The sequence below is a fragment of the Kitasatospora sp. NPDC001119 genome (assembly GCF_053598475.1).
Map to the genome: position 1 here is coordinate 109,479 of NZ_JBSFKI010000022.1, position 24,721 is coordinate 134,199.

General features: G+C 73.9%; 19 protein-coding genes. 13 read left to right on the forward strand and 6 right to left on the reverse strand.

The window, feature by feature from the left end; all coding sequences use genetic code 11:
* The first annotated feature begins 103 nt into the window (after nt 1-103).
* Nucleotides 104-1,336 (forward strand): hypothetical protein, encoded by a 1,233-nt coding sequence (locus ACWDD9_RS26220; protein ID WP_449812815.1) that lies wholly within the window; start codon nt 104-106, stop codon nt 1,334-1,336.
* Nucleotides 1,337-1,427: 91 nt separating this feature from the next.
* Here the strand turns inward: ACWDD9_RS26220 and ACWDD9_RS26225 are convergent, their stop codons facing one another.
* Nucleotides 1,428-2,729 carry an ABC transporter substrate-binding protein gene (locus tag ACWDD9_RS26225; RefSeq protein ID WP_049649970.1) on the reverse strand — a complete coding sequence of 434 codons (1,302 nt, stop codon included), beginning with the start codon at nt 2,727-2,729 and terminating at the stop codon, nt 1,428-1,430.
* 255 nt (nt 2,730-2,984) lie between these two features.
* Between ACWDD9_RS26225 and ACWDD9_RS26230 the strand changes: the two genes are divergently transcribed.
* The gene (locus ACWDD9_RS26230) at nt 2,985-3,419 is read left to right on the forward strand and encodes an SCO4402 family protein (protein WP_449812816.1); all 435 of its coding nucleotides are present in this window, start codon (nt 2,985-2,987) and stop codon (nt 3,417-3,419) included.
* Between the two features lie 141 nt (nt 3,420-3,560).
* Nucleotides 3,561-4,424 (forward strand): formyltetrahydrofolate deformylase, encoded by an 864-nt coding sequence (gene purU / locus ACWDD9_RS26235; protein WP_181970649.1) that lies wholly within the window; start codon nt 3,561-3,563, stop codon nt 4,422-4,424.
* 37 nt (nt 4,425-4,461) lie between these two features.
* Here the strand turns inward: purU and ACWDD9_RS26240 are convergent, their stop codons facing one another.
* Nucleotides 4,462-5,688: a zf-HC2 domain-containing protein gene (locus ACWDD9_RS26240; RefSeq protein WP_074005504.1), complete on the reverse strand. Its 1,227-nt coding sequence runs from the start codon at nt 5,686-5,688 to the stop codon at nt 4,462-4,464.
* The gene (locus tag ACWDD9_RS26245) at nt 5,685-6,275 is read right to left on the reverse strand and encodes an RNA polymerase sigma factor (RefSeq protein ID WP_063780343.1); all 591 of its coding nucleotides are present in this window, start codon (nt 6,273-6,275) and stop codon (nt 5,685-5,687) included. The genes ACWDD9_RS26240 and ACWDD9_RS26245 overlap by 4 nt, the downstream gene beginning before the upstream one ends.
* 657 nt (nt 6,276-6,932) lie before the next feature.
* Here ACWDD9_RS26245 and ACWDD9_RS26250 point away from each other — a divergent pair.
* The gene (locus ACWDD9_RS26250) at nt 6,933-7,406 is read left to right on the forward strand and encodes an ATP-binding protein (RefSeq protein ID WP_049658191.1); all 474 of its coding nucleotides are present in this window, start codon (nt 6,933-6,935) and stop codon (nt 7,404-7,406) included.
* A 404-nt stretch (nt 7,407-7,810) separates the two neighbouring features.
* Here ACWDD9_RS26250 and ACWDD9_RS26255 read toward each other — a convergent pair whose 3' ends face one another.
* A complete protein-coding gene (locus ACWDD9_RS26255) occupies nt 7,811-8,875 on the reverse strand; it encodes a GlxA family transcriptional regulator (protein WP_449812817.1) in 1,065 nt (354 codons plus the stop codon).
* A 120-nt stretch (nt 8,876-8,995) separates the two neighbouring features.
* On the opposite strand from ACWDD9_RS26255, the gene ACWDD9_RS26260 reads away from it, so the two are divergent.
* From ACWDD9_RS26260 to ACWDD9_RS26280, 5 genes are all read left to right on the forward strand, one after another.
* Entirely contained in the window at nt 8,996-10,312 is a 1,317-nt protein-coding gene (locus ACWDD9_RS26260; protein WP_449812818.1) for an MFS transporter, read from the forward strand.
* Between the two features lie 81 nt (nt 10,313-10,393).
* Nucleotides 10,394-10,924 (forward strand): N-acetyltransferase family protein, encoded by a 531-nt coding sequence (locus ACWDD9_RS26265; protein WP_449812819.1) that lies wholly within the window; start codon nt 10,394-10,396, stop codon nt 10,922-10,924.
* Nucleotides 10,925-11,038: 114 nt separating this feature from the next.
* A complete protein-coding gene (locus ACWDD9_RS26270; protein WP_369808350.1) occupies nt 11,039-11,383 on the forward strand; it encodes a DUF4229 domain-containing protein in 345 nt (114 codons plus the stop codon).
* Nucleotides 11,384-11,412: 29 nt separating this feature from the next.
* The gene (locus tag ACWDD9_RS26275) at nt 11,413-12,540 is read left to right on the forward strand and encodes a LacI family DNA-binding transcriptional regulator (protein ID WP_449812820.1); all 1,128 of its coding nucleotides are present in this window, start codon (nt 11,413-11,415) and stop codon (nt 12,538-12,540) included.
* A gap of 222 nt (nt 12,541-12,762) precedes the next feature.
* Entirely contained in the window at nt 12,763-16,161 is a 3,399-nt protein-coding gene (locus tag ACWDD9_RS26280; RefSeq protein ID WP_449812821.1) for an SdrD B-like domain-containing protein, read from the forward strand.
* Between the two features lie 98 nt (nt 16,162-16,259).
* Here ACWDD9_RS26280 and ACWDD9_RS26285 read toward each other — a convergent pair whose 3' ends face one another.
* Nucleotides 16,260-17,468, reverse strand: coding sequence for an MFS transporter (locus ACWDD9_RS26285; RefSeq protein ID WP_449812822.1), 1,209 nt, complete (start codon nt 17,466-17,468; stop codon nt 16,260-16,262).
* 486 nt (nt 17,469-17,954) lie between these two features.
* On the opposite strand from ACWDD9_RS26285, the gene ACWDD9_RS26290 reads away from it, so the two are divergent.
* Nucleotides 17,955-19,301, forward strand: a complete 1,347-nt coding sequence (locus ACWDD9_RS26290; RefSeq protein WP_049655677.1) for a dicarboxylate/amino acid:cation symporter — start codon at nt 17,955-17,957, stop codon at nt 19,299-19,301.
* 346 nt (nt 19,302-19,647) lie between these two features.
* On the opposite strand, the gene ACWDD9_RS26295 is transcribed toward ACWDD9_RS26290, so the two are convergent.
* A complete protein-coding gene (locus ACWDD9_RS26295) occupies nt 19,648-19,851 on the reverse strand; it encodes a cold-shock protein (RefSeq protein WP_045692393.1) in 204 nt (67 codons plus the stop codon).
* A 486-nt stretch (nt 19,852-20,337) separates the two neighbouring features.
* Between ACWDD9_RS26295 and ACWDD9_RS26300 the strand changes: the two genes are divergently transcribed.
* From ACWDD9_RS26300 to mqnC, 3 genes are all read left to right on the forward strand, one after another.
* Complete coding sequence (locus tag ACWDD9_RS26300) at nt 20,338-21,258, forward strand: menaquinone biosynthetic enzyme MqnA/MqnD family protein (RefSeq protein WP_449812823.1); 921 nt, start codon at nt 20,338-20,340, stop codon at nt 21,256-21,258.
* A 282-nt stretch (nt 21,259-21,540) separates the two neighbouring features.
* The gene (locus tag ACWDD9_RS26305; protein ID WP_449812824.1) at nt 21,541-23,271 is read left to right on the forward strand and encodes a protein kinase domain-containing protein; all 1,731 of its coding nucleotides are present in this window, start codon (nt 21,541-21,543) and stop codon (nt 23,269-23,271) included.
* 159 nt (nt 23,272-23,430) lie between these two features.
* Nucleotides 23,431-24,651, forward strand: coding sequence for a cyclic dehypoxanthinyl futalosine synthase (mqnC, locus tag ACWDD9_RS26310; protein ID WP_049651178.1), 1,221 nt, complete (start codon nt 23,431-23,433; stop codon nt 24,649-24,651).
* The last annotated feature ends 70 nt before the right edge of the window (nt 24,652-24,721 follow it).

Genomic DNA, 24,721 nt, shown 5'->3' on the forward strand with positions numbered 1-24,721 from the left:
CCGGTAGCGTGGGCGCGACGTCCAATGGAACTGTGATGCTCCCAAGAACCGACGAGATGTGGTCCGCCGTCAGTGCGCGGTCCTGCACAGGTGAGGAATCGCGTTGAGTCAGCGCCGCTCGTACCCGAACTCCGGTGACTTCAACCTGGACGACCTGTTCCGCCCCGAGCCCGGCCAGCCCCAGGGCCAGCCGGGCCAGCCGGGCCCGCCGCAGGCCCACTCGGCGGTGCCGCCGGTGGGACAGCCCTCCGGGCAGCCGGAGTACCTCGGCGAGGGCGCGCACGCGCTGCCGACCCAGGCCATGCCCGCGCAGCCGATGCCCGGCCAGTCGATGGCGGGCCAGCCGATGCCCGCGCCGAACGCCCCGTGGGGCGCGCCGCAGCCCGGCTACGGCGCCGCGCAGCCCGGGTACGGTGCGCCACAGCCCGATCCGGCCCCGGAGACCCAGTACCTGCCGCCCTACCCCGGCGGCGACCCGCAGACGGCCGGCTACCCGGCGGCGCAGGCCCAGCCCGGCTACCCGCAGCCGCAGCCCGCGCCCGGCTACCAGGCCTACCCGCCGGCCGCGCAGCCGCAGCCGGCCTACCCGGCGCAGGACTACCACCAGGGCTACGCCCCGGAGCAGGGGCAGGACTACGGCCAGGGCTTCGACGCGACCCAGGCGGGTGGCTCGGGGCGGGGCGGGCGTCCGTCCAACAAGCTGATCATCGGCGGTGTGGTGGCGGGCTGCGCGGCGGCCGGCATCCTGGTCGCCGTCCTGATGAACGGCGGCAGCGAGCCCACGGACGACACCAAGAAGACCGGCCCGGTGGCCGCCACCGCCGGCACCACCGGTACCGGCGCCCCCGGGACGCCGAGCGCGAGCGGCTCCGGCGCGGCCGTCGACCCGGACGTCAAGGCCCAGGCACAGCCGCTGTCGGACCTGCTGGGCACCGCGAGCGACAGCCGCAGCTCGGTGGTCTCCGCGGTCGCCTCGGTGCAGAAGTGCGACAAGCTGCCCGAGTCCCAGCAGGCGCTGACCGCCGCGGCCGGCAAGCGGCGCGAGCTCCAGAGCAAGCTCGGCCAGCTGAAGACCGACAAGCTGCCCGGCGGCCAGCAGCTGGTCGACCAGCTCAACGCGGCCTGGACGGCCTCGGCCCAGGCCGACGACGAGTACGCGGCCTGGGCGCAGGACGCCCAGGGCGGCTGCGACGCGAAGAAGCAGGACAACCCGCACTACAAGAACGCCGTCCAGGCCAGCGGCACCGCGACCACCGCGAAGAAGCAGGCCGCCACGCTCTGGAACACGATCGCCGCCCAGAGCGGACTGCCGAACCGGAACGACGGCGACCTCTGAGCGGCGGCGCCCGCTGAGCGACGGCGGCCCCTGAACGACCGGAGGGGACGGGCCCGAGGGCCCGTCCCCGCTCCGCTCCGGGCGGCGTGCGTCAGGCCGGCGGACGGCCTCCGGTGAGCGTCCAGCGGATGTCCACGAAGCCCGGCTGCTGCAGGGTCATCCGGCCGTTCCTGACCACCTGGTAGGTGACCCAGGTGTTCACCAGCCGCGGCGACCCGCTGCTGGGCAGCATGTTGGTGGTGCCCCAGTTCAGCGGCGGGGTGATCCCGACGTCGATGACCTCGCCGCCGTCCAGCAGCGAGGAGACGGCCTTCGAGGAGACCGGCTTGCCGGCCTCCGCCAGCTTCTGCACCGCCGTCCGGAACACCTCGTACGCGACCCAGGTGGTCTGCACGCCCGGGTCGGAGACGTCGATCGGGTGCCCGTTGGTGGTGTCGGTGCGCACCACGGCGCGCAGCCCGTCCCAGATCTTCGCCGACTCCGGCGGGTACCAGCTGGTGACGTAGGCGCCGCCGAGCGGGCCGGAGTCGCCGCCGGTGGAGTCCACCACCGACTGCTGGACGCTGCCGATGATCGAGGCGATCCGGGTGTTCTTCGGGTTCAGCCGCCGGTAGGAGTCCAGCAGGTTGCCGGTCGGCTCGGCGGCCAGGGCGCTGGTGACGCAGGTGCCCGGCTCGTCCTTGCCGATCGCCTTGCGGACCACCGGGGTGTAGTCGGAGGACTGCTCGGGCGCCTTGACGTCCGTCAGCCGGATCCCGGCCGGCCGCAGCGCGGTGCCCAGGTAGCCGAGCAGGTTGTCGCCGGCCGGGGTGTCCGGGCGGACCAGGGCGACGGACTTGCAGCCGGCGTCCACCAGCTGGCGGCCGTTGCCCGCGATCAGCGCCGGCATGCCGCCGTCCACCGGGTAGGACAGCGGGCTGGCGAACTCCGGCTGGGAGAGCCCGTAGCCGCCGATCAGCGGGATGCCGGCGCGCTCCAGCACCGGCATGAACGCCTCGCCCCACTGGCTGTACGAGCCGATCACGGCGACCGCCTTGGCGTCCACCGCCTGCTGGGCGCAGGCGCGGGCACCGTCCACGGTGTTGTGCTCGTTGCAGGTGATCACGCGCAGCCGGTGGCCGTTCAGTCCGCCCTTGGTGTTGACGTCCTGGCCGATGGCGGAGGCGAGCGCCGTCATGCCCGGGCGGTCGGCGGAGCCGGTGCCCGCCGGGGCCCAGGTCATCACGGTCAGGTCGCTGCCGCTGGTCGAAGCATCGGCCGATCCGCCGCACGCGGAGGCCGAGAAGAGGGTGGGGAGCAGGACCGCGGCGGTGGCGGCGGCTGCGATCGGGCGTCGGCGGCGGCGGCGCACGATCGGGGGACGGGCCTGGAAGGAGTCCCTTCGGCTGGTCATCGGTTTTCCCTCTCTGGGGCGCCCTCCGGCGCACCGGAGCAAGCCAAGCCCCGGCGCCGCAAGCCGAGAGGGCCGAAGTGCGAACGGACGGCAAACGGACGCCGAAATCCGGGGCGGTACGCGTGTAGATCGCGAGTGGAGCACGAACAGACGGGGAACGTACGATCGTTCACCATGTCCGCCAGCACAGATTCTTCGTATCGGTCCACCCGAAACCCTTCTCGTCCGGGCCACCGCTCCAGCACGATGGGCGGCATGCCGCTCAACGACCTGCCCTGGTGGCGCTGGCGAGCCCGAATGCGCTCGGCGCTGCACATGCTGTCCGACCCCGGTTTCCAGCACGAGGCCTGGCTGACCGGCCGGGAGGGGTACGGCGACGTGACCGACGCCGTCTACCGGCTGGTCGAGGACACCTGGCTGGACCACTGGTCGGCCGAGAAGTACGTCGGGACGATCTTCCGCGACGCCGCCGAGGCCGCACTGGTGGACGTCGCGGTGCTGCGGGCCGTGCAGATGCTGCACGAGGTCGGTGCGGACGCGCCGGCCTCGGCCTACCTCGGCCACCCCGGCTGGCCGCAGACCGTCCGGGCCGCCCGCGAGGCGCACGTCGCGATGGCCGTGGGCGACGGGGACGACCCGGACGCGCCGCCGAAGTCGCTGGACGTGCTGCGCATCCTCACCCGGGTCTGACCGCCGGGCGACGCCGTCCCGCGGTAGCCGCCGCCCCGCGGCAGCAGCCGTCCCGCAGTACGGGCAGCGGGACGGCGCATGTCCGGGATGTGACACGCTGGACCGTCCACGCACGTCACGACCTAGAACGGGATACCCCCAGTGCAGCAGCCGGCCGGCGCCCAGTACGTCCTCACGCTGTCCTGCCCCGACAAGCAGGGCATCGTCCACGCTGTCTCCAGCTACCTCTTCATGACCGGCTGCAACATCATCGACAGCCAGCAGTTCGGGGACGGCGACAGCGGGCTCTTCTTCATGCGGGTGCACTTCTCCGCCCCCGAGCCGGTCACCGCCGACAAGCTGCGGGCCAGCTTCGCCGCGATCGGCGCCTCCTTCGGCATGGACTGGCAGATCCACCCGACCGAGCAGCGGATGCGGATCGTGCTCATGGTCAGCAAGTTCGGACACTGCCTGAACGACCTGCTCTACCGCACCCGGATCGGCGCCCTGCCGGTGGAGATCGCCGCGGTGGTCTCCAACCACACCGACCTGAAGGACCTGACCGAGAGCTACGGGGTCCCGTTCCACCACATCCCGGTCACCAAGGACACCAAGGCCGAGGCCGAGCAGCGGCTGCTCGACCTGGTCGCCGAGGAGAACGTCGAACTGGTCGTGCTGGCCCGCTACATGCAGGTGCTCTCCGACCAGCTGTGCACCGCGCTGTCCGGCCGCGTGATCAACATCCACCACTCCTTCCTGCCGAGCTTCAAGGGCGCCAAGCCGTACCACCAGGCGCACGCGCGCGGCGTGAAGCTGATCGGCGCCACCGCCCACTACGTCACCGCCGACCTGGACGAGGGCCCGATCATCGAGCAGGAAGTCGCCCGGGTCACCCACGACGTCAGCCCCGACCAGCTGGTCGCGCTCGGCCGGGACGTCGAGTGCCAGGCGCTGGCCCGCGCGGTGAAGTGGCACAGCGAGCACCGGGTGCTGCTGGACGGGACCCGGACGGTCGTCTTCGCCTGAGGCGCGGGGCCGGGGCCCTGGGGCCCGCTACGGCCGGCTACGGCCTGGAGAGCAGCGGGAGCGCGTGCAGCACCTCGCGGACGGCGGCCCGGTCGCCGTGGGTGCCGACCGGCAGCCGGTCCGGGTCGCGGTGCGCCGCGGCCAGCTGGCACAGCTCCAGGCCGTCCAGCACCATCGAGGCCACCGGCTCGGTGCCGTCTCTGCCGGCTCTGCCGTCGGTGCTGTCGGAGCCGTCGGTGCGGAGGCCGTCGCCGTCGAGGGGGACCAGCCACTCGCCGCCCGCCGGGCCGTCGACCATCAGCCGCACCCGCCGGGCCGCCTTGACCCCGCCCACCGGCGCGGCCGGCACCCCGGCGAACTCGGGGCGGGCCGCGCGCAGCCCGGCCAGCGCCCGGGGGAGCAGCCGGACCACCAGCTCCACCATCTGCCGCAGGTGCTGCGGCGCCGGCGGGTCGTACGGGTAGGCGACCGCCCGGGCCACGTCCTCGCCGTGCACGAAGCACTCGAAGGCGCGGTCCACGAAGGCGTCGCGCAGCGGCAGCACCGTGAAGCCGTAGTCGACCGGGGTGTTGCCCTGCGGCCGGAGCGCGGCCCCGCGCACCAGGTCGTGGGCCTGCCGCCGCCAGCGGGAGCGCACCGACTGCGGTGCCAGACCGCGCTGGTCGGCGACCAGCCGGGCGGTGCGCGCGGTGATCGCGGCGTACGGACCGCCCTGCGCCGGGACGCGCGGCACCGCCGGACCGGCGGCCGGCTCCTGCGGCGGCACCCGCCGCCCGATCCGCGCGGCGGGCAGGCCCGGGGCGGCCGGCACCGGGTCGGGCAGACCGAGCGCCAGCGCCAGGAAGCCGTCCACCGCGGTCAGGTGGCCGAGCACCTCGGCCGGGCGCAGCCACTCGGTGCCGCCGTGCCAGGGCAGTTCGGCCACCTCCTGCCACTCCTCCGGGCCGAGGTCGCGCAGCAGCGCGTCGAGCTTGGCGGTCTCCGCCGTGTACGGCATCCCCCAGGCGGGGACGGGCAGTTCGGCCGGCCGGCGGGCCAGGCACCAGTCGAGCACCTGCTGGCGCAGCGAGCCGGGCTGGTCCAGCGGCTCGTCCAGGGAGAGCCAGCCGGCCGCCTCGCGCAGCCGGGCCGCCTCCTCGGCGCACTCCCGGCAGTCGCGCAGGTGCTGCTCCAACTCGGCCGCCTCGCGGGCCGGGCAGGCGCCGAGGGCCCACGCGCCGAGCAGCGAGCGCAGGGCGTCGTGCTGCTCCTCAGTGCTGCTCACGTCTCCCCGTCCCCGTGCCCGTCCCCGTGCCCGATTCCGTCCCCGGCTCCGTCCTGGCGGGCGCGCTCCTCGGCCAGTTCGGTGGCCAGCAGCTCCAGACCGAGCCGCATCCGCTGCTTGGCGACCTGTTCGCTGATGCCGAGCAGCCGGGCCGTCTCGTGGTAGGTGCGACCGTCGTAGTAGGTCACCGCGATGGTCTCACGCAGGGGTTGGGGCAGGGAGTCGACCACGTACTGCATCCGCGCGGCGGTGGCCACGGCGCGGATCTCGGCCTCCGCGCCCGGTCCGCGGTCGGCGGCCCGCCGCGCCCGCAGCCGTTCGACCGCGCGGTGGTGGGTCAGCGCGCCGAGCCAGGAGCGCAGCGAGCCCCGGGCGGGGTCGAAGTCCTCGGGGTGCTCCCAGACATGGGCGAAGACCTCCCGGGTGAGCTGGGTGGCGGCGGCCTGGTCGGCCAGTATCCGCCCGGCCAGGCCGTGCACCATCGGCGCGAGCTGGTCGTAGAGTTCGCCGAGCGCCGTCTCCTCGCCGCGGGCGAGGCGGCGCTGCAACTGCTCGTCCCAGCGCGGGGTCCGCTCCGGGGTGGCCATCGGGAACCACCCTCCTGACGGGTTCGCTGGCGTACCCAACGGTATCCCGCGGCCGGGCGGCGCCGGGGGCGATTCCGGCAAGAACGGAACCGTTCCCCACGGATCGCCGTCCTCCTGGACGTGCTCCCCGGTCCGGGCCGCCGACCCCGGGTCCGGGCCGTCGTCCTCCGGGACCGGACCGTCGGATGGTGCGACGGTCGGTCGATGTGACGGCAGGGGCGGCGGGGGCGTCCGTCGGCGCCGCCGTACGAGCACCGTCGGACACGCGCCGCACGGGTGGTTCGTGAGTGGCGGGCGGGGCGCCCGGGGCGCGCGGCGGTAGGTTCCCGACCGCGGGACCGGCAGGTCGGCCTGGGTCGGACGATCACCGGTACGAGGCTCGCGAGCGTGAGCGGGACAGTATGCACCGCGCTGTCGCCCGATCGCCGGAATATGCCCGAAGCGCTTGCTGCGTTCCGTCCCCCCGCCCATCCTGAGGCGTATTCGTGTCGCGGCCGGTGCCCGACCGACGAGACGGCGCGGACGAACGGGCGCGGGCGAACGGATCGCGCGGGCGCCCGGGCACGGCTCGGGCGGCACCGGGCGACGGGCTCGGGCCCGCCGGCCGGTCCGGCCCGACCGGGACTCAGCCGAACTGCGAGTGCGGGTGGTGGAGCGGTGCAGGTTCTTCAGGTACAGCTGGCGGTGCAGGCTGACCCCGCCGAGGTCGGTCGGGCCCGCCGGTGGGTGCGCTCGCGGCTGCTGAACCACGGGGTGGACCCGGACGCGCCGATGGCCGAGACGGTGGTGCTGGTGGTCTCGGAGCTGGTGACCAACGCCGTGGTGCACACCGGCTGTCCGGCCGTGCTGCGGCTCTGTCTGCCGGTGGCCGACGGCCCGCAGGAGGGCGGCCCGGCCGCCCCGCTGCGGGTGGAGGTCGCCGACGCGAGCCAGGCCCCCCCGGCCCCGCGGCACGCGGGCGCGGACGAGGACGCGACCAACGGGCGCGGCCTGGAGCTGGTCGAGCTGCTCTGCGAGCGCTGGGGCTGGTACCCGGACGGCTCGGGCAAGCGGGTCTGGTGCGAGATCGGCAGTGACGCCCGGCCGACCGAGCCGCTGGCCGACGTGGACTGGGCGGCTTTGGCGCAATAGCGGCTTTCGCGGCGGCCGTCCGCGGGTGCCGATCACCGGGGCTGATCACCGGCCGAAAGGTGACGCAACCATTCCGAATTTCGGACTACCCATTGACGTGACGTATCCGACTGATCACTCTTGGGTGCGGCGCTCCGTTGCGAGGGGACGCCGAGGGGACGTTCGTCCACCGTCGCGGTGCTGCTGTCCAGGGGATTCGTGCCAGCAGGGGGGATCGCGGACGGTCGGCCACGGGCCGCTCCTCGGCGAGTGCGGAGGGTGTGGCGCGGACTCAGGGCTCGCGCGCCGCGGTTGGATGGCGGCCTGCCGTGTCGCGCTCGCAGTGCGCTCGGCCTGCCGCCATCCAATGCGTCGCCCCCGTGCGACGGGATCCGGCCACCGGGCGGCCCGTTCCCAGGCTTCGCTCAGGAAGCCCGCCGGACAGGACTTTCGGCGACGGTGGGGCTCTGATGGCCGGTGCCGCTCTCGGGGAGGGCGCTGCTTTCGGGAAGGGCGCTGCTTTCGGGGAGGGCGCGGAAGGTGCGCCGGTAGGCGCTCGGCGCGACGTCGAGCCGGCCGCGCAGCTGGAGCCGCAGCGAGGCGGCGGTGCCGAAGCCGGACTCCCGGGCGACCTGGTCGATCGTCAGGTCGGTCCGCTCCAGCAACTGGCGGGCCCGCTCGGTGCGCTGGGTGGTGATCCACTGGCCGGGGCTGGCCCCGGTCTCCTCCCGGAAGCGCCGGGTGAAGGTCCGTACGCTCATCCCCGCCCGGTCGGCGAGCTGCCGCAGCACCAGCGGCCGGTCCAGGTGCTCCAGCGCCCAGGCGCGCACCGCGGCGGTGCCGCTGTCGCCGGGGTCCACCGGGCTCGGGGCCTCCACGTACTGCTTCTGGCCGCCCTCGCGCCACGGCGGTACCAGGCAGTTGCGGGCCACCGCGTTGGCCACCGCGCTGCCGTGGTCGCGGCGCACCACGTGCAGGCAGAGGTCCACCCCGGCGGCCACCCCGCCGGAGGTGAGGACGTCGCCGTCGTCGGTGTAGAGCACGTCGGGATCCAGCCGCACCCGGGGGAACAGCTGGGCGAAGCGCTCGGTGTAGCGCCAGTGGGTGGTGGCCGGGCGGCCGTCCAGCAGGCCGGCGGCGGCGAGCACGAAGGAGCCGGTGCAGATCGACATCAGCCGGGTGCCGGGCCGGATCCGGGCCAGCGCGGCGGCCAGTGCCGGGGTGAAGCAGGTGTCGGCGACGGCCGGGCTGGAGTCGGCGGAGGCCGGGATCACCACGGTGTCGGCCCGCTCCAGCAGTTCGGGCCCGTGGTCGACGACGATCCGGAAGTCGGCGCTGGTGGCGACCGGCCGCCCGTCCAGGGTGCAGGTGGCCACCTCGTACAGCGGCCGCCCGGCCGGGTCCTTGGCGCCGCCGAAGATGCGGGCGGGGATGCCGAGTTCGAAGGCGATCACGCCCTCCAGGGCGAGTACCGCGACCAGGTGTGCCATGCCGTCCCCTCGGATGTCGGTGGGTCCGGGCCAGCCTACGTCGGGCCTTGGCCCGATTCTTGCGAAAGCTGTCATTCAGGCCACTCGTCCGGCGCCGGGCGGCCCGGAACACTCGTTCGCGTGACCGAACGCCGTGTCCTCGCCCCCGCCTCCCGCTCCGGACCGCCCGCCCCGGCCAAGCGCCCCCGGGTGCACTACGCCTGGGTGGTGGCCGCCGTCTCCCTGCTCGTCCTGCTCGGCTCGGCCGGCTTCCGCTCCACGCCGAGCCTGATGATGGACGCCCTGCACAACGAGTTCGGCTGGTCGCTCGGGACGATCTCCAGCGCCACCTCCGTCAACCTGACGCTCTACGGCCTCACCGCCCCGTTCGCCGCCGCCCTGATGGACCGTTTCGGGGTGCGCCTGGTGGTGGTCTGCGCGCTGCTGACCATCTCGGTCGGCGCCGGGCTGACCATGCTGATGCGCGAGCCCTGGCAACTGGTGCTCTGCTGGGGCGTGCTGGTCGGCCTCGGCAGCGGCTCGATGGCCGGCGCCTTCGCCACCACCATCACCGGCCGCTGGTTCCAGGCCAGGCAGGGCCTGGTCACCGGGGTGCTGACCGCCGCCGGGGCCGCCGGGAACCTGGTCTTCCTGCCGGTCGGCGCCTGGCTGGTCGAGCAGCACGGCTGGCGCTCGGCCGTGGTCGTGGTCTCGCTCGCCGCCAGCGCCGTCGCCGTCCCGGTCCTGCTGCTGATGCGCGAGCGGCCCGCCGACGTCGGCCTGCTCCCGTACGGCGCGACCGAGGCCCCGCCCGCGCCGGTGACCGAGGGCCGCGCCCTGACCCGCTCGCTGAAGGTGCTCCGGGACGCCGCCCGCACCCGGGCGTTCTGGCTGCTGGCCGGCTCCTTCGCGATCTGCGGCGCCACCACCGCCGGCCTGGTCGGCACCCACTTCATCCCGGCCGCGCACGACCACGGCATGCCGGTCACCACCGCCGCGAGCCTGCTCGCCCTGATCGGCGTCTTCGACGTGGTCGGCACCGTGGCCAGCGGCTGGTTCACCGACCGGGTCGACTCCCGGCTGCTGCTCACCGTCTACTACGGGCTGCGCGGTCTGTCCCTGCTCCTGCTGCCGCAGCTGATGGCCGGCACGCTCCAGCCGCCGATCCTCGCCTTCGTGATCTTCTACGGGCTGGACTGGGTGGCCACCGTGCCGCCGACCGTCGCGCTGTGCCGCCGGCACTTCGGCGAGGACGCCCCGATCGTCTTCGGCTGGGTGCTCGCCGCCCACCAGATCGGCGCGGCCGTCGTCGCCGGACTGGCCGGCCTGGCCCGCGACGCGCTCGGCAACTACGACCTCACCTGGTACGGGGCCGGCGGGCTGTGCGCGGTCGCGGTCGGGCTCTGCCTGGCGCTGCGCACCGGGCGGACCGACCGGGCGGTGCCGGCGCTGCCGTGACGGCCGGTGCCCCCGGTGGGCTCCGGTGGCGGCCGGTGCCCCCGGGCGGGGTTGTCGTACCGGAGGTCTAGGCTCCGGTCCATGGCCGCCCTGACCTTCACCCTGGACCCGAAGCCCGACCCGGACCTGCGGACGGACATCGTCCGGCTGTGGGTCGACGTCACCAACGCCGGCGGGGCGGTCGGCTTCGTGGGGCCGGTCACCGAGGAGGAGGTCTGGGACACCGCCGACCACCAGTTCGCCGGGATCGCGCCGGACGGCCCGGACCGGCTGCTGGTCGCCCACGAGAGCGGGACGGGCCGGCTGGTCGGCGTGCTGTTCTTCGAGTCGATGCGCTTCGACCTCATGGAGCACTGGCGGATGCTCAAGCGGGTCATGGTGCACCCCGACTTCCAGGGCCTCGGCCACGGCGCCCGGCTGCTCGCCGAGGCCGAGCGGGTGGCCCGGGGGTGGGGCCTGGAGTCGCTGCGGCTCACCGCGCGCGGCGGCCAGGGGCTGGAGCGGTTCTACGCCCGCAGCGGCTACCGGGAGGTCGGCCGGGTGCCGGCCGCGATCCGGGTCGCCCCCGGGGACGACCGGGACGACATCACCATGTGGCTCGACCTGCGCTGACACCGGCCCCGGTCGGGCCGTCCGGGCCGGACCGGGTGCCCCGTGCCCCGTTCCGGCTGTCAGGCATGCTTGACTGGAGGACCGGCCCCAGCGCAACGAAGAAGGATGTGTCGAGTGACCAGCAACGGCCCGGAGAAGTCGCACGCCACGCTCCGCTACACCTCCATGCGGGTCAGCATCTTCCTCGGCTGCCTGCTGGTGGCCCTGCTGCTCGGGCACTTCCAGGTCATCCCGGTCAGCGGCGAGGCCGGCATGATCTTCCTCTTCCTGCTGGCCGCGGTCGCCTCCGCGCCGCTCAGCTACGCGCTGCTGGGCAGGCAGCGCGACGCGATGTCCGAGCAGATCAGCGGCAAGGTCTCCGGGATGCGCAGCCGTACCGCCGAGCGGATCGCCGCGCAGAACGCCGAGGAGGACGCCGCCGACGACGCCGCCCGCGCGGCCACCGCCGGCCAGAGCTGACCCCGGCCCCGCCCGCGAGCGCAGCCGCCGTGCCCGCCACCCGAGACTCCGTGCCGTCCGAGCCGCCTTCCGCCGAGCCGTCTTCCGCTGAGCAGCCGTCCGCCGGGCAGCCGTCCGTCGAGGCGGCGCTCGGCACCTGGCCGGCCCCCGTCCGCCGGCCCACCGGCCGGGACGTGGCCCGGCTCGCCGGGGTCTCCCAGGCCACCGTCTCCCTGGTCTTCTCCGGCGCCGAGGCCGGCCGACGGGTCTCCGAGGCGACCCGGGAGCGGGTCCGGGAGGCCGCCCGCAGTCTCGGGTACCGCCCGCAGGCGGCCGGCCGGCAGCTGCGGCTCGGCCGCAGCGGGATGATCCTGCTGGCCGTGCCGAACCTCCAGGGCCCGTTCTTCGGCCGGGTGCTGGAGGGCGTCCACGAGGAGGCCGGCCGCAACGGCCTGGCCGTCGTGGTCAGCTCCGGCTGGGGCAGCGCCACCCTCGCCGAGGCCGCCACCGCGGGCCGCTTCGACGGCCTGCTGATCTGCTCCCCGGACGACAGCCAGCTCGGCGAGCTGCCCGCCGACACCCCCGCCGTCTTCCTGGACGCCGACCCCGGCACCGACCGGGCGCGTCCGACCGTCGAACTCGACGTGGCCGGCGGGATGCGCGCCGCGGTCGAGCACCTGGCCGCGCTCGGCCACCGCAGGATCGGCCGGCTGCGCTCCAGCCACTCCGCGTACACCTTCCGGGTCCGGCAGGCCGCCTTCGAGCAGGCCGTCCGCGAACTCGGCCTGGAGGTGGTGGAGTTGGGCGTGAGCCTGAACGACGGCCATCGGGCCGCGCGGGCCGTCGCGGGCCGGCTGCTGGAGCGGGCGGACCGGCCGCGCGCGGTGCTCTGCGACGACGACGTGGTCGCCTCCGGGGTCTACCAGGCCGCCGCGGAGCTGGGGTTGCGGGTGCCGGAGGACCTGTCGGTGGTCGGCATGGACAACGTCGCGGTGGCCGCGCTGCTCGCCCCGCCGCTGACCACCGTCGACCTGCCGGGCGAGGAGCTGGGCCGGGCGGGCGCGGCCGCGCTGGCGGCCCTGCTGCGCGGGGAGCGGGTCGCGCCGGTCGCGCCGCTGGCGACCTCGCTGGTGCTGCGCTCCTCCACGGCGCCGGCCGGTTCGGCTTCGACGGGCTGATCACGGTCCGTCACCACTGGGTGGTGCCGCTCCGTCCGGATTACCCCCGTATGGCCCTCAGGTGGCTCACAGATGCCCCTCGGATGCGTTCAGAATTGCTCCAATCGGGTGAATAATCCTCATTTACTCTCGCGCCGTACCTCCATTCGGATTAACAGAGGGTGAGATTCCAGGATGCGGACGCTCCGATCAATACCCTCACCCTCGTCCAAGGCGGGCCGGATGGCCACCGCCCTGGGCCTCTTCGCGGGCACGCTGCTCACCGGCACCCTCACCGTCCCGACCGCCCAGGCGGCCGTCGGCTTCACCAAGACGGTGGACAAGCCGACGGCGGCGCCCGGCGAGAACGTCACCTACACCCTGCGCCACACCTGCTCCGTCACCGACTGCGCCAACGGCCGGATCACCGACACCCTCCCGGCCGGGATGGAGTTCGTCGGCTGGACCCCGGACGCGAGCACCGTCGACGTCGCGGGCTCGACCGTCCCGGCGGCCGGCACCGTCGGCGGCACCCTCGACATCAGGCTCCTCACCCTCACCCCGGGGACCACCGCGACCGTCAAGGTCGTCCTCAGGTTCCCCAACTTCACCACCCCCAACGGCACCAAGGCCGTCAACTCGGCCACCCTGACCGCCGACGGCGAGCCCGAGCAGTCCGGCTCCGCCACCACCGGCGCCGTCGTCCAGCCCGACTACAAGGTCACCAAGGGAGTCCAGACCAGCAGTCAGGACGGCCGCTCGGTCACCTACCAGTTCAGCGCCTGCTCCACCAGCGGCGTCCCCAACGTCGACCTGGACGCGAGCCGGCTGGTCGACACCCTGCCGCCCGGCGCCGTCGTCGACACCGGCCGCTCGCCCGGCTGGACCCAGGACCCGGGCAACCCCGACCGCTGGGTGTTCGACATCGGCGCCTTCCGGGCCGGCAACGGCCAGGCCGGCTGCCGCAACCCCGGCGTCCTGGTCGTCAACTACCCCGACCCGGCGTTCCCCAGCGGCACCACCTCCACCAACTCGGTGGTCCTGCAGGGCGACCCGCTCGGCCCCGAGGGCATGCGCGACCTGTCCGACGCCACCGCCGTGTCCCCGGTCTTCCAGCCGCCGACCACCGGCATCCAGGTCACCGCCTCCAAGGTCTGGCAGGACCAGGTGGTCTCCGGCGACATCGCCTCCTTCAGCCTCCACGCCGTCAACACCGCCGGCCCCGTCACCCGCCTGGTGATGACCGACCCGGGCGGCGGCACCACCACCGGCCTCTACAACTGGCTGATCCCCCAGTCCATCCAGCTGGAGGCCTGGAACCCCGCCACCATCGGCCTCACCCTCCAGTACCGGCTCGACGGCGACCCGACCTGGCGGACCTTCACCCCCGGCAAGCCGTTCGACGGTTCGGGCAGCCGCCGGATCACCTTCGCCGAAGGCGCCGGGAACCCGGCGAACGACGTGCTCGGCCTCCCGGCCGGCCGCCGGCTCGACGGGCTGCGCTTCGAGTGGAACGGCCCCGTCCCCACCGGCTGGAGCCCCGGCAACGCCGTCCAGGTGCTCTCCCAGGTGGTCACCCCCGGCCACGACGGCCGCACCGCCCCCGGCCCGCTGCACAACTGCGTGGACGTCACCGGCACCGACGCGGCCGGCGCCACCGCCTCGGCGAACGCCTGCGCCGACACCACCGTCTCCGCCGCCACCAACCTGGGCGCCGCCAAGACCACCGTCTCCGGCGAGGTCCTCGCCCCCGGCGGCATCGCGACCTTCCAGCTCACCCCGTACAACCGCACCGGCCGCACCCTGGGCACCCCGCTGGTGATGTACGACCTGCTGCCGCCCGGCCTCGTCTACCAGGACGGCAGCGCCCGGCGCGACCCCGGCTACCCGGAGTCCGTCGCCCCGAGCTCCGTCCAGGTGCTGCCCGGACCGGACGGCCGCCAGTTGCTCAAGCTGACCTGGCCGGCCGGCGCGCCCGACATGACGTACCTCAACGACCACCGGGCCTACCGCACCCTGATCGACGTCCAGGTGGCCGGCAGCGCCAGGCCCGGGACCCTCACCAACGACGCGTACGTCACCACCGAGGGCGCCGGGGAACCCGTCACCTGCTCCTACTTCGGCACCGACAGCGGTGTCCCGGACGCCCACGACCTCGACGGCGACGGCAACACCACCGAGACCGTGTGCCACGCCTCCTCCCGGGTCGAGGTGCAGGTCCCGGCCGTGCTGCGCTCCTTCAAGGAGGTCAAGGGCGACCTCGACCAGGACTACGCCACCACCGGCACCACCACGCCCGGTGGCGGCCTCTCCTACCGGCTGACCGTCCGCAACGACTCGCCGGACCCGGTCACCGACTTCGTCGCGTACGACAAGCTGCCCACCCCCGGCGACTCCTACCTGCTGCGCCCGGACGTCCCGCGCGGCTCCGCCTGGACGCCCTCGCTCACCCGGCCGCTGACCTCCAGCGACCCGACCGTGGCGATCGAGTACACCACCTCGCCGAACCCCTGCCCGACCGGCCCGATCACCGTGCCCGGGCCGTGCGACGCGAACGCCAAGTGGAGCACCGACTTCCCCGGGCCGGGCAACACCACCTGGTTCAAGGTCAGCCGGCCGGGCACCCTGCCGTCCGGCGGACTGTTCACCCTGACCTGGCCGATGGTCGCCTCGGTGGACGCCGGCAACGCCGACTTCGCGTGGAACAGCTTCGCCTACACCGCCACCGACTCCACCGGCAGCCCGCTGCTACCGGCCGAGCCTGCCAAGGTCGGCGTCGGCGTCCAGGCGCCCGCGCCGCCGGACAACGCGCTCGGCGACCACGTCTGGGCCGACCGCGACGGCAACGGCGTCCAGGACCCCGGCGAGAACGGGGTCCCCGGCGTCCGGGTCGAGCTGCTGGACGGGACCGGACAGCCGGTCCGGGACAAGCTGGGCAAGCCGGTCACCACGGTGACGGACGCGGACGGGAACTACCTGTTCGACAAGCTGCCGGACGGGGAGTACGCGGTGCGCTTCGACCTGACGACCGCTCCGGCGGGCGCCAGGGCCACCACGCGGCACGCGGGGAAGGACCCGGCGCGGGACTCGGACGCCGACCCGGCCACCGGGACCACCCAGACCGTGCGGTTGTCGGGCGGGGCCCGGGACCTGAGCCTGGACCTGGGGCTGGTGCCGGCGGACGAGCCGACTCCGACTCCGACGCCTACGCCTACTCCGACTGCGACTCCGACGGGTTCGCCGACGCCGACCGGTTCCCCGTCTCCGACCTCGTCGCCGACTCCGACGAACTCGCCGTCCCCCACGGGTTCGCCGACGCCGACCGGTTCGCCCACGGGTACGCCCACGAGTACGCCCACCGGTTCGCTGGCACCGACGGACTCGACCTCGCCGTCGGACGGCCCCACCGGCGGTCCGTCGGACGGCCCCTCGAACGGCCCGTCGTCGAGCGAGCCCCCGAGCACGGGTGAGCCCGGCGGGCCGTCGCAGGATCCGCAGCGGCCGTCCCCGGACCGGGGTGGCGGCGAGCTGCCGCACACCGGCGGGCCCGGTCTGCTGCCGGCCGCTCTCGGTGCCGCCGCCCTGGGCCTCGGCGTGCTGTTCACGGTGGTCGCCCGGCGCCGTCGGGGCCGCCACAGCTGACCGCGCGTGGCTGATCACCCGTAGGTGAACGACAGGAAGGACAAAGACCGCGCCCGCCGGCCAGACCACCGGCGGGCGCGGTCGTTCGTGGGGGCGGGTCAGCCCACCGGGACGGGCTGCTCAGCGGGGGCGGCCGGCGCCGGGTGGAACCAGCGCCGGGCGCCGAACAGCAGCAGCCCGCCGAGCGCGATGCCGCCCACCGCGCACAGGGCCACCGGGCGCAGCGAGTCCTCGGCGAGCTTGCCGGAGACGGCGTAGCCGAGCGAGTTGCCGGTGGCGAACAGCGTCACCAGCCAGGCGAAGGCCTCGGTGACGGTGCCGGTCGGCGCCAGTTCGGCGACCAGCACGAACGCCGCCGCCAGCAGCGGGGCCAGCATGATCCCGGAGAGGAAGGCCAGCGCGGCCATCGGGTACGGCCCGGGCAGGGTGATCAGCGGCAGGTAGGAGGCGGCCATCGCGAGGGCCATCATCCAGGTGCGGGTGGCCGTGGTCTGCCGCCAGCTGACGGCGCCGTAGGCGAGTGCGCCGAGCAGGCCGCCGAGCGCCGCCAGGGCGAGCAGGGTGCCTCCGCCGCCGGGCAGCGCGCCGACGTTTCGTTCGGCGTAGGCGATGAACAGCACGTTCTGCGCGCCGACGGCCCAGCCGGCCCCGGCCAGTCCGACCAGCAGCAGCACCAGCCCGGGGGAGCGCAGCGGTCCGAGCAGTCCGGCGGACTGTTCCCGGGCCGGGGCCCGCCAGGACCGGGCGGGTCCGGTGGTGGCCACGATCAGCGCGCCGGCCAGTCCGAGTCCGGCGGCCACCCAGAGCGCGGCGACCGGGCTGAACAGTCCGGAGATGGCGGCGACGGCCAGCGGGCCGGCCACGTAGAGGATCTGCTGGGAGGCGGAGTCGAAGGCGTACGCGGTGTCGAGCTGCTTCTCCTCGACCACGTCCGGCCAGAGCGAGCGCAGGCAGGGCTCCAGCGGGGGCATGGCGAGGCCGGCGATCGCGGCCCCGACCGGCGCGCCGATCGCGGAGCCGGGGGCGAGGGCGAGCAGCGCGTACCCGCCGCCGGCCACCACGGCGGAGGCGAGCAGGACGCGCGGCTGTCCGGTGCGGTCGATGATCCGGCCGAGCACCGGCCCGCCGACGGCGGCGGCGATCGCGTAGCAGGAGGTGGCCAGTCCGACCCGGCCGTACGCCACTCCGGCGTCGCGCAGCGCGAGGGCGATGACGAGGGCGGTCATGCCGGCGGGCAGGCGGCCGAGCAGGGTGCCGAACAGCAGGCGGGTGACGTGCGGGGCACGGAGCAGGGCGAGGTAGCCCATCGGCGTCCTCTCCGGGTGGGCAGGCAGGGGCGGGGACGCCGCCAAAGTTATACGTATAACCGCTCAGCGGTCAATCGGACCACCGAGTCGATCTGATGGGGCGTCAGCTTCGTTCGTGTCCGGAGCGTGGGTTCGCGGCGGGGTTCGGGTGGGCAGGAACTCTCCGTGACCTCAAACAAGTACTTTGAACATCTCAAACCTTTGCTGCTAACGTATCGGCCATGACAGCCTCAGACGCACTGCGGATGCACGGCCCGGGCCCGCTGCCCGGCGCCGCCCGCCCGTGTGCTCTGACCGGTGCTGTGGACAGTCCGCGCCGTTGTCGCGCCATGGGCCGTTGCCGCGCCATGCGCTGTACCGCCCCGAGCTGTACCGCGGCGGCACGCCCCTGACCGGGGGCCGACCCCTTCGTCCGGCCCCGCGCCGTGCCGCCTGCTCCGCCCCCACCTCACCGTCAGCAACGCCCTCCCCCGGAGACGCTCCCCCATGTCCACAGCGCCCGAGGCGACCTCGTCGCCGTCCGTGCTCGCCCGCATCCGCAAGACGCCCTTCTGGGTGCAGATCGTCGCCGGCCTCGTGCTCGGCGTCGGCCTCGGCTACCTGGCCCGCGCCGCCGACATCTCCTGGCTGGCCACCACCCTGGAGACGATCGGCAAGATCTTCGTCCAGCTGCTCAAGGTCGCCGTCCCGCCGCTGGTGTTCACCGCGATCGTGGTGAGCGTCGCCAACCTGCGCAACGTCACCAACGCGGCCCGCCTGGCCACCCGCACGCTGCTCTGGTTCATGATCACCTCGCTGATCTCGGTCGGCATCGGCATCGGCCTGGGCCTGCTGACCAACCCGGGCGAGGGCACCAACCTGAAGACCGAGGGCCTCAAGGCGCTCGACTCCAAGGGCACCTGGATCGACTTCCTGACCGGGATCTTCCCGACCAACATCGTCGACTCGTTCGCCAAGGTGAACGTGCTCCAGATCGTCTTCCTGGCGGTCGTGGTCGGCGCGGCGATCATCAAGCTCGGCGCCAAGGCCGAGCCGGTCCTCAAGCTCAGCGAGTCCGTGCTGGAGCTGACCCAGACCGCCCTGTGGTGGGTCATCCGGCTCTCCCCGCTCGGCACCCTCGGCCTGATCGGCAAGTCCGTCGCCAAGTACGGCTGGGACCTGCTCAAGCCCTTCGCCACGCTGACCCTGGACATCTACCTCGGCTGCGCGCTGGTGCTGTTCGTCGTCTACTCGCTGGTGCTGCGCTTCGCCGCCGGGCTCAACCCGCTGCACTTCTTCAAGGGCGCCTGGCCCGCCATCCAGCTGGCCTTCGTCTCCCGCTCCTCGGTCGGCACCCTGCCGGTCACCCGCCGCGTCACCGAGCGCCTCGGCGTCCCGAGCGAGTACGCGTCCTTCTCCGTGCCGTTCGGCGCCACCACCAAGATGGACGGCTGCGCCTCGATCTACCCGGCCGTCGCCGCGATCTTCGTCGCCCAGGTCTTCAACATCGAGCTGGGCATCAAGGACTACATCCTGATCGCCTTCGTCTCGGTGGTCGGCTCGGCCGCCACCGCGGGCCTCACCGGCGCGATCATCATGCTGACGCTGACCCTGTCCACCCTGGGCCTGCCGCTGGAGGGCGTCGGCCTGCTGCTCGCCATCGACCCGATCCTGGACATGATGCGCACCGCGACCAACGTCGCCGGCCAGGTCGTCGTGCCGATCGTGGTCGCCGCCCGGGAGAAGATCCTGGACGTCGCCGCGTACAACAACCCGTCCGGGGACCTGTACGAGGAGGACGCCAAGCCGGCCGTCGTCGCCGCCCAGGGCGGAGCGGCCACGGCCGCGGCCTGAGGCTCGTTCGGCCTCCGGTCCGGCCGCTCAGCCGGGGGCCGAATGCCCGATCGGACGCCAGAGGGGACGTCCGATCGACCGGACGGAAAGGGCCCTCTCCCGGTGACGGGGGAGGGCCCTTTCCGCATTCCTTTTCTCCGCACCCGAACTTCCCGGCCCGAACCACCCGTTCGATGTTCGAGTGACGTTCGAGTGGAGTTCGGCCGGAAGGCGTTCGAAAAAAGGCAGGGGGCCCGCCGGACGGGCGGGCCCCCTTGGGTACTGCTCTTGTGCTCATGGTGGCGGCTGTCGGGAGCCGCCGGCGGACCCGTCGGGGTCCACGAGCGATCAGATCATCAGAGGATGGTCAGACAGCGGTGACGTTCTCCGCCTGCGGGCCCTTCGGGCCCTGGGTGACGTCGAAGGTGACCGCCTGGTTCTCCTCCAGCGAACGGAAGCCGTTCGCGTTGATGGCGGAGTAGTGGACGAAGACGTCCGGGCCGCCGCCCTCCTGGGCGATGAAGCCGAAGCCCTTCTCAGCGTTGAACCACTTGACGGTTCCCGTGGCCATGCCGTTCTCCTTGCGAGGCGTGTCGGGGGCCACACCGTGTGGCACCCGGTCCGCTGCGCTGATCGCCCTGCCTCCGGACGTGTCCGAAATTTTTCGATATTGCTGAAAAACTACAAAAAGCCTGCGGTTACATGCTCCGCAGGCTTCAAGTACTGCAAGGGGAATCAAACTGCAACTGAGGGCAACGCTAGCATGCGGCCGCTGTGACGACCAGAGGTCACTTACGGCGTGGAAGGCGCGTGTCGTAGGGCGGTCCTGAGGCGCTCACAGGGGCCGGGCGCAAGGCTGTTGCGGGTGTTCGCCGGGTCGGTTGCCGGGCGGCCGTCGGCCGGTCGGGAGGGTGTGCGTCAGGCCGTTCGTCAGAGCGGGGGCGGGCGTGGAAAGGCCCGCCGGCGGCGCGTGAAGGCGTGTCGGGTGGCCGGTGCGAGCCACCGCCGACAGCAGGCATACGCTGCGGGGAGGCACGAACAGCAAGGGAGCGGCGCAGTGGCAGCACCGGAAGCACGAACACCGGACGCGCGGACGCGGGAGCCCCGGCAGGACACCCCGGTCAGGCCGCGGGTCGGCCACATCCAGTTCCTGAACTGCGTCCCCCTCTACTGGGGGCTCGCCAGGACCGGCAACCTGCTCGATCTGGATCTCACCAAGGACACCCCGGAGAAGCTGAGCGACCAGCTCGTCGACGGCGCCCTGGACATCGGCCCCATCACCTGCGTGGAGTACCTGCGCAACGCGGAGGACCTGCTCGTCCTGCCGGACATCGCGGTCGGCAGCGACGGCCCGGTGATGTCCTGCCTGATCGTGAGCAAGGTGCCGCTCGCCGACCTCGACGGCCGCCGGGTCGCCCTCGGCTCCACCAGCCGCACCTCCGTACGGCTCGCCCGGCTGCTCCTGGAGGAGCGCGAGGGCGTGCGCCCGGACTACTTCAGCTGCCCGCCGGACCTCAGCTCCATGCTCGCCGAGGCCGACGCCGCCGTCCTGATCGGCGACCCGGCCCTGCGCGCCTACCTCGGGCAGGCCGCCGACCTCGGGCTGACCGTCCACGACCTCGGCGAGATGTGGAAGGAGTGGACCGGACTGCCCTTCGTCTTCGCGGTCTGGGCGGTGCGGCGCGAGTTCGCCGAGCGCGCCCCGGAGATGACCGCCGCGGTGCACCGGGCCTTCCTGGAGTCCCGCGACCTGTCGCTGGTGGAGGCCACCAAGGTCGCCGAGCAGGCCGCCCGCTGGGAGACCATCGGGGCGGACGTGCTGGAGCGGTACTTCAGCGAGGCGCTCGACTTCTCGCTCGGCGAGCGGCAGCTGGCCGGGGTCACGGAGTTCGCCCGGCGGGTCGCGTACGACAGCGGGTTCGCCCCGGACGTCGCGGTGCGGCTGCTGGAGCCGGCGGCGCTGCCGCTGGGGTCGTAGGGCCCGTCCTCGCCCCCGCCCGCGGGGCGACGGGAGTGTGACGACGGCCCCTCGGGGGCGCGCGGTCCGGCTCCTGGCCCCGTTCCGGTCCGCGGGCCGGGCGGGGCCCGGCCGGGCCCGGTACGGTCTGCACCCGAGGCGCGTCCGGCTGACGGTCGGTCGGATGGCCGACCGGACGGCCGACCCGGGTGGTCGGCCGGCCGGGTGGCCGCTCGGCCCCCGGCCCCCGGCGGTCGGCGGTCGGCGGCGCGCGCGGCCGAGCGGGCGAGGGAGCGTACGGGGATGCGGGCACTGGGGTCGGACGATCCGCGCCAGGTGGGCGGCTACCGGCTGCTGCGGCGGCTCGGCGCGGGCGGGATGGGCCGGGTCTACCTCGGCCGGACGGCCGGCGGGCGCACCGTCGCCGTCAAGGTGGTGCGGTCGGAACTCGCGGACGACGCCGAGTTCCGCGCCCGGTTCCGGCAGGAGGTGGCCGCCGCGCGGCAGGTCGGCGGCGCGTGGACCGCGCCGGTCCTGGACGCCGACACCGAGGGCGGGCAGCCCTGGGTCGCCACCGGCTACGTGGCGGGCCCCGCGCTCGGCGAGGCCGTCCGGACGTACGGGCCGCTGCCCGAGCCGGCCGTGCGCTCGCTCGGCGTCGGACTCACCGGGGCGCTGGCCCACGTCCACGGGCTCGGCCTGGTGCACCGGGACGTCAAACCCTCCAACGTGCTGCTCACCCTGGACGGGCCCCGGCTGATCGACTTCGGGATCGCCCGGGCACTGGACGCCGCCGGCGGCCTCACCCGTTCCGGTTACGTGGTCGGTTCGCCCGGCTTCATGTCACCCGAGCAGGCGAACGGGCAGGCGGTCGGGCCGGCCGGGGACGTCTTCTCGCTCGGCGCCGTCCTCGCCTTCGCCGGGTCCGGCGTGCACCCCTTCGGAGAGGGGGTCAGCGCGGCCGTGCTGCTCTACCGGGTGCTGCACGAGGAACCGGACGTGGCCGGACTGCCCGAGCCGCTGCGGGGGACCGTCCTCGCCTGCCTGGCCAAGGACCCGGCCGCCCGCCCCACCCCGCGGCAGCTCCACGACCGGCTGGACCCGGACGGCACGGCCGCCACCCGGCTGTCGCACGGCGGCTGGCTGCCGGCGGAGCTGGCGGCGGGGGTGGGGCGCAGTGCGGTGGGGCTGCTGGACCTGGACCTCGACTTGGACCCGGACTCGGACCCGGAGGGGATTCCGGGGGCTTCGGGGGAGCCGGCTCCGGAGGCGGGTGCTTCCGGGGTGGTGTGGACTCCGACCGTCGCATCCGGGGGCGGGCCGGAGGGCGAGGGGGATCGGCAGCCGCTGTGCTCGGGTGTCTGGGACGAGCCGGCGGGGGCGCGGCCGCGGCGGGTCCGGACCGGGGTGGCGGTCGCGGCGGCCGTGGCGGCGCTCGCGGTGCTCGGGGGCGGCGGGTACGGGCTGTACGAGTGGCTGCACCGGGCCGAACCGGCGGCCTCGGGGCCGTCGCCGACGGTGGGGCCGCTGCCGGAGGTGTCGGTCGATCCGAGCCAGGCCGTCCTGCCGAGCGGGGCCTTCGGCTCCGGGGTGGCGTCGGCCCCCGGTGCTCCGGGGAGCGCGACGCCGTCCGCCCCGGGCGCGGTGCCACCCGGGACGGGCGGGCCGAGCGTGGTGCCCGCCGCCTTCCTGGGCACCTGGAGCGGGGACATGGTCACCGACAAGGGGCTTCCCGCCGGGACCACCACGCTCACCGTCCGTCCGGCGGCGATCGGTCAGGAGAGCACCACCAGCCGCAACGCGGCCTCCGGGCTGATCTCGATCAGCTGCGAGGGCGCCTGGACGCTCAGGTCGGCCTCCGCCACCGCGCTGGTGTTCCAGTCCCGGCTGGTCCGCTCCTCGATCCCCGGCGCCTGCACCGGCGGCTCCAACGCGGAGACGCTCACCCTCCAGTCCGACGGGACGGTCCGTTTCACCTCCGCCGACCCGCCGGCCGGGAACCCGGCGGGCACGATGCGCAGGGCGAACGGTTGAGGCGTGGTCGCGGTCCGGGGCGGTCCGGTGTGGTCGGGGTCCGGGGTGCTCCGGGGTGCTCCGCGCGCTGTTCAGCGGGCTGACGCGGGCGGCGGAATGTGCTGGCGTAGGCTGGTTCGGCCGTACCCGAGTAGCACTTGAGAGAGAGAAGGCCGCCAGGTGACCGAGCTCGCAGCGACCACCCTCGATGCGTCCAGCACCGACCTGAAGGCCGTGCTCGACCGGGCCGCCGCCGGCGGCCGGATCACCCCGGAGGAGGCGCTGGAGCTCTACCGCTCCGCGCCGCTGCACGCGCTCGGCTCCGCCGCCGACGCGGTGCGCCGCCGCCGCTACGCGGGTACCGAGCACATCGCGACGTACATCATCGAGCGCAACATCAACTACACCAACGTCTGCGTGACGGCGTGCAAGTTCTGCGCCTTCTACGTGCCGCCGAAGAGCGACAAGGGCTGGTCCCGCGAGCTCGACGAGATCCTGCGCCGCTGCGCCGAGACGGTCGAGCTGGGCGGCACCCAGATCATGTTCCAGGGCGGCCACCACCCGGACTACGGCGTGGAGTACTACGAGCGCGCGTTCTCGGCGATCAAGGCCGACTTCCCGCAGCTGGTGATCCACTCGCTGGGCGCCTCCGAGGTCGAGCACATGGCGCGGATCTCGGGCGTCTCCGTCGAGGAGGCCATCACCCGGATCCACAAGGCGGGCCTGGACTCCTTCGCCGGCGCCGGCGCCGAGCTGCTGCCGGAGCGGCCGCGCAAGGCGATCGCCCCGCTGAAGGAGTCCGGCGAGCGCTGGCTGGAGATCATGGAGATCGCCCACGGCCTCGGCGTGGAGTCCACCTCCACCATGCTGATGGGCACCGGCGAGACCAACGCCGAGCGGATCGAGCACCTGCGGATGATCCGCGACGTGCAGGACCGCACCGGCGGCTTCCGGGCCTTCATCCCGTACACCTACCAGCCGCAGAACAACCACCTGAAGGGCTCGACCCAGGCCACCGTCTTCGAGTACCTGCGGATGATCGCGATCGCCCGCCTGTTCCTCGACAACGTCGCCCACATCCAGGGCTCCTGGCTCACCACCGGCAAGGAGGCCGGCCAGCTGTCGCTGCACTACGGTGCGGACGACCTCGGGTCCGTGATGCTGGAGGAGAACGTCGTCTCGGCGGCGGGCGCCAAGCACCGCTCCAACCTCACCGAGCTGATCCACCTCATCCGGGCCGCCGACCGCGTCCCGGCGCAGCGCTCGACCACGTACGAGCACCTGCGGGTGCTGGACGACCCGGCCAACGACCCGGTCGACCCGCGGGTCGCCTCGCACATCGCCTCCACGGCGATCGAGGGCGGCACCGCGCACCCCGAGCTGAAGATCCTGGACAACTGAGTCCTCGTTCCTCCTCCCTTCTTGTCGTGCCCGTGCCGGTGCCGCTGATGGCGGTGCCGGCGTCGACGCC

Bases quoted from the DNA above. Each gene is read 5' to 3' on its own strand.
- ACWDD9_RS26230 (WP_449812816.1), top strand. From the start codon at position 2,985: ATGCCGCTCAACGACCTGCCCTGGTGGCGCTGGCGAGCCCGAATGCGC.
- ACWDD9_RS26295 (WP_045692393.1), bottom strand. From the start codon at position 19,851: ATGGCCACGGGAACCGTCAAGTGGTTCAACGCTGAGAAGGGCTTCGGC.
- ACWDD9_RS26290 (WP_049655677.1), top strand. From the start codon at position 17,955: ATGTCCACAGCGCCCGAGGCGACCTCGTCGCCGTCCGTGCTCGCCCGC.
- ACWDD9_RS26265 (WP_449812819.1), top strand. From the start codon at position 10,394: ATGGCCGCCCTGACCTTCACCCTGGACCCGAAGCCCGACCCGGACCTG.
- ACWDD9_RS26255 (WP_449812817.1), bottom strand. From the start codon at position 8,875: ATGGCACACCTGGTCGCGGTACTCGCCCTGGAGGGCGTGATCGCCTTC.
- ACWDD9_RS26285 (WP_449812822.1), bottom strand. From the start codon at position 17,468: ATGGGCTACCTCGCCCTGCTCCGTGCCCCGCACGTCACCCGCCTGCTG.
- ACWDD9_RS26280 (WP_449812821.1), top strand. From the start codon at position 12,763: ATGGCCACCGCCCTGGGCCTCTTCGCGGGCACGCTGCTCACCGGCACC.
- ACWDD9_RS26225 (WP_049649970.1), bottom strand. From the start codon at position 2,729: ATGACCAGCCGAAGGGACTCCTTCCAGGCCCGTCCCCCGATCGTGCGC.
- ACWDD9_RS26305 (WP_449812824.1), top strand. From the start codon at position 21,541: ATGCGGGCACTGGGGTCGGACGATCCGCGCCAGGTGGGCGGCTACCGG.
- ACWDD9_RS26245 (WP_063780343.1), bottom strand. From the start codon at position 6,275: ATGGCCACCCCGGAGCGGACCCCGCGCTGGGACGAGCAGTTGCAGCGC.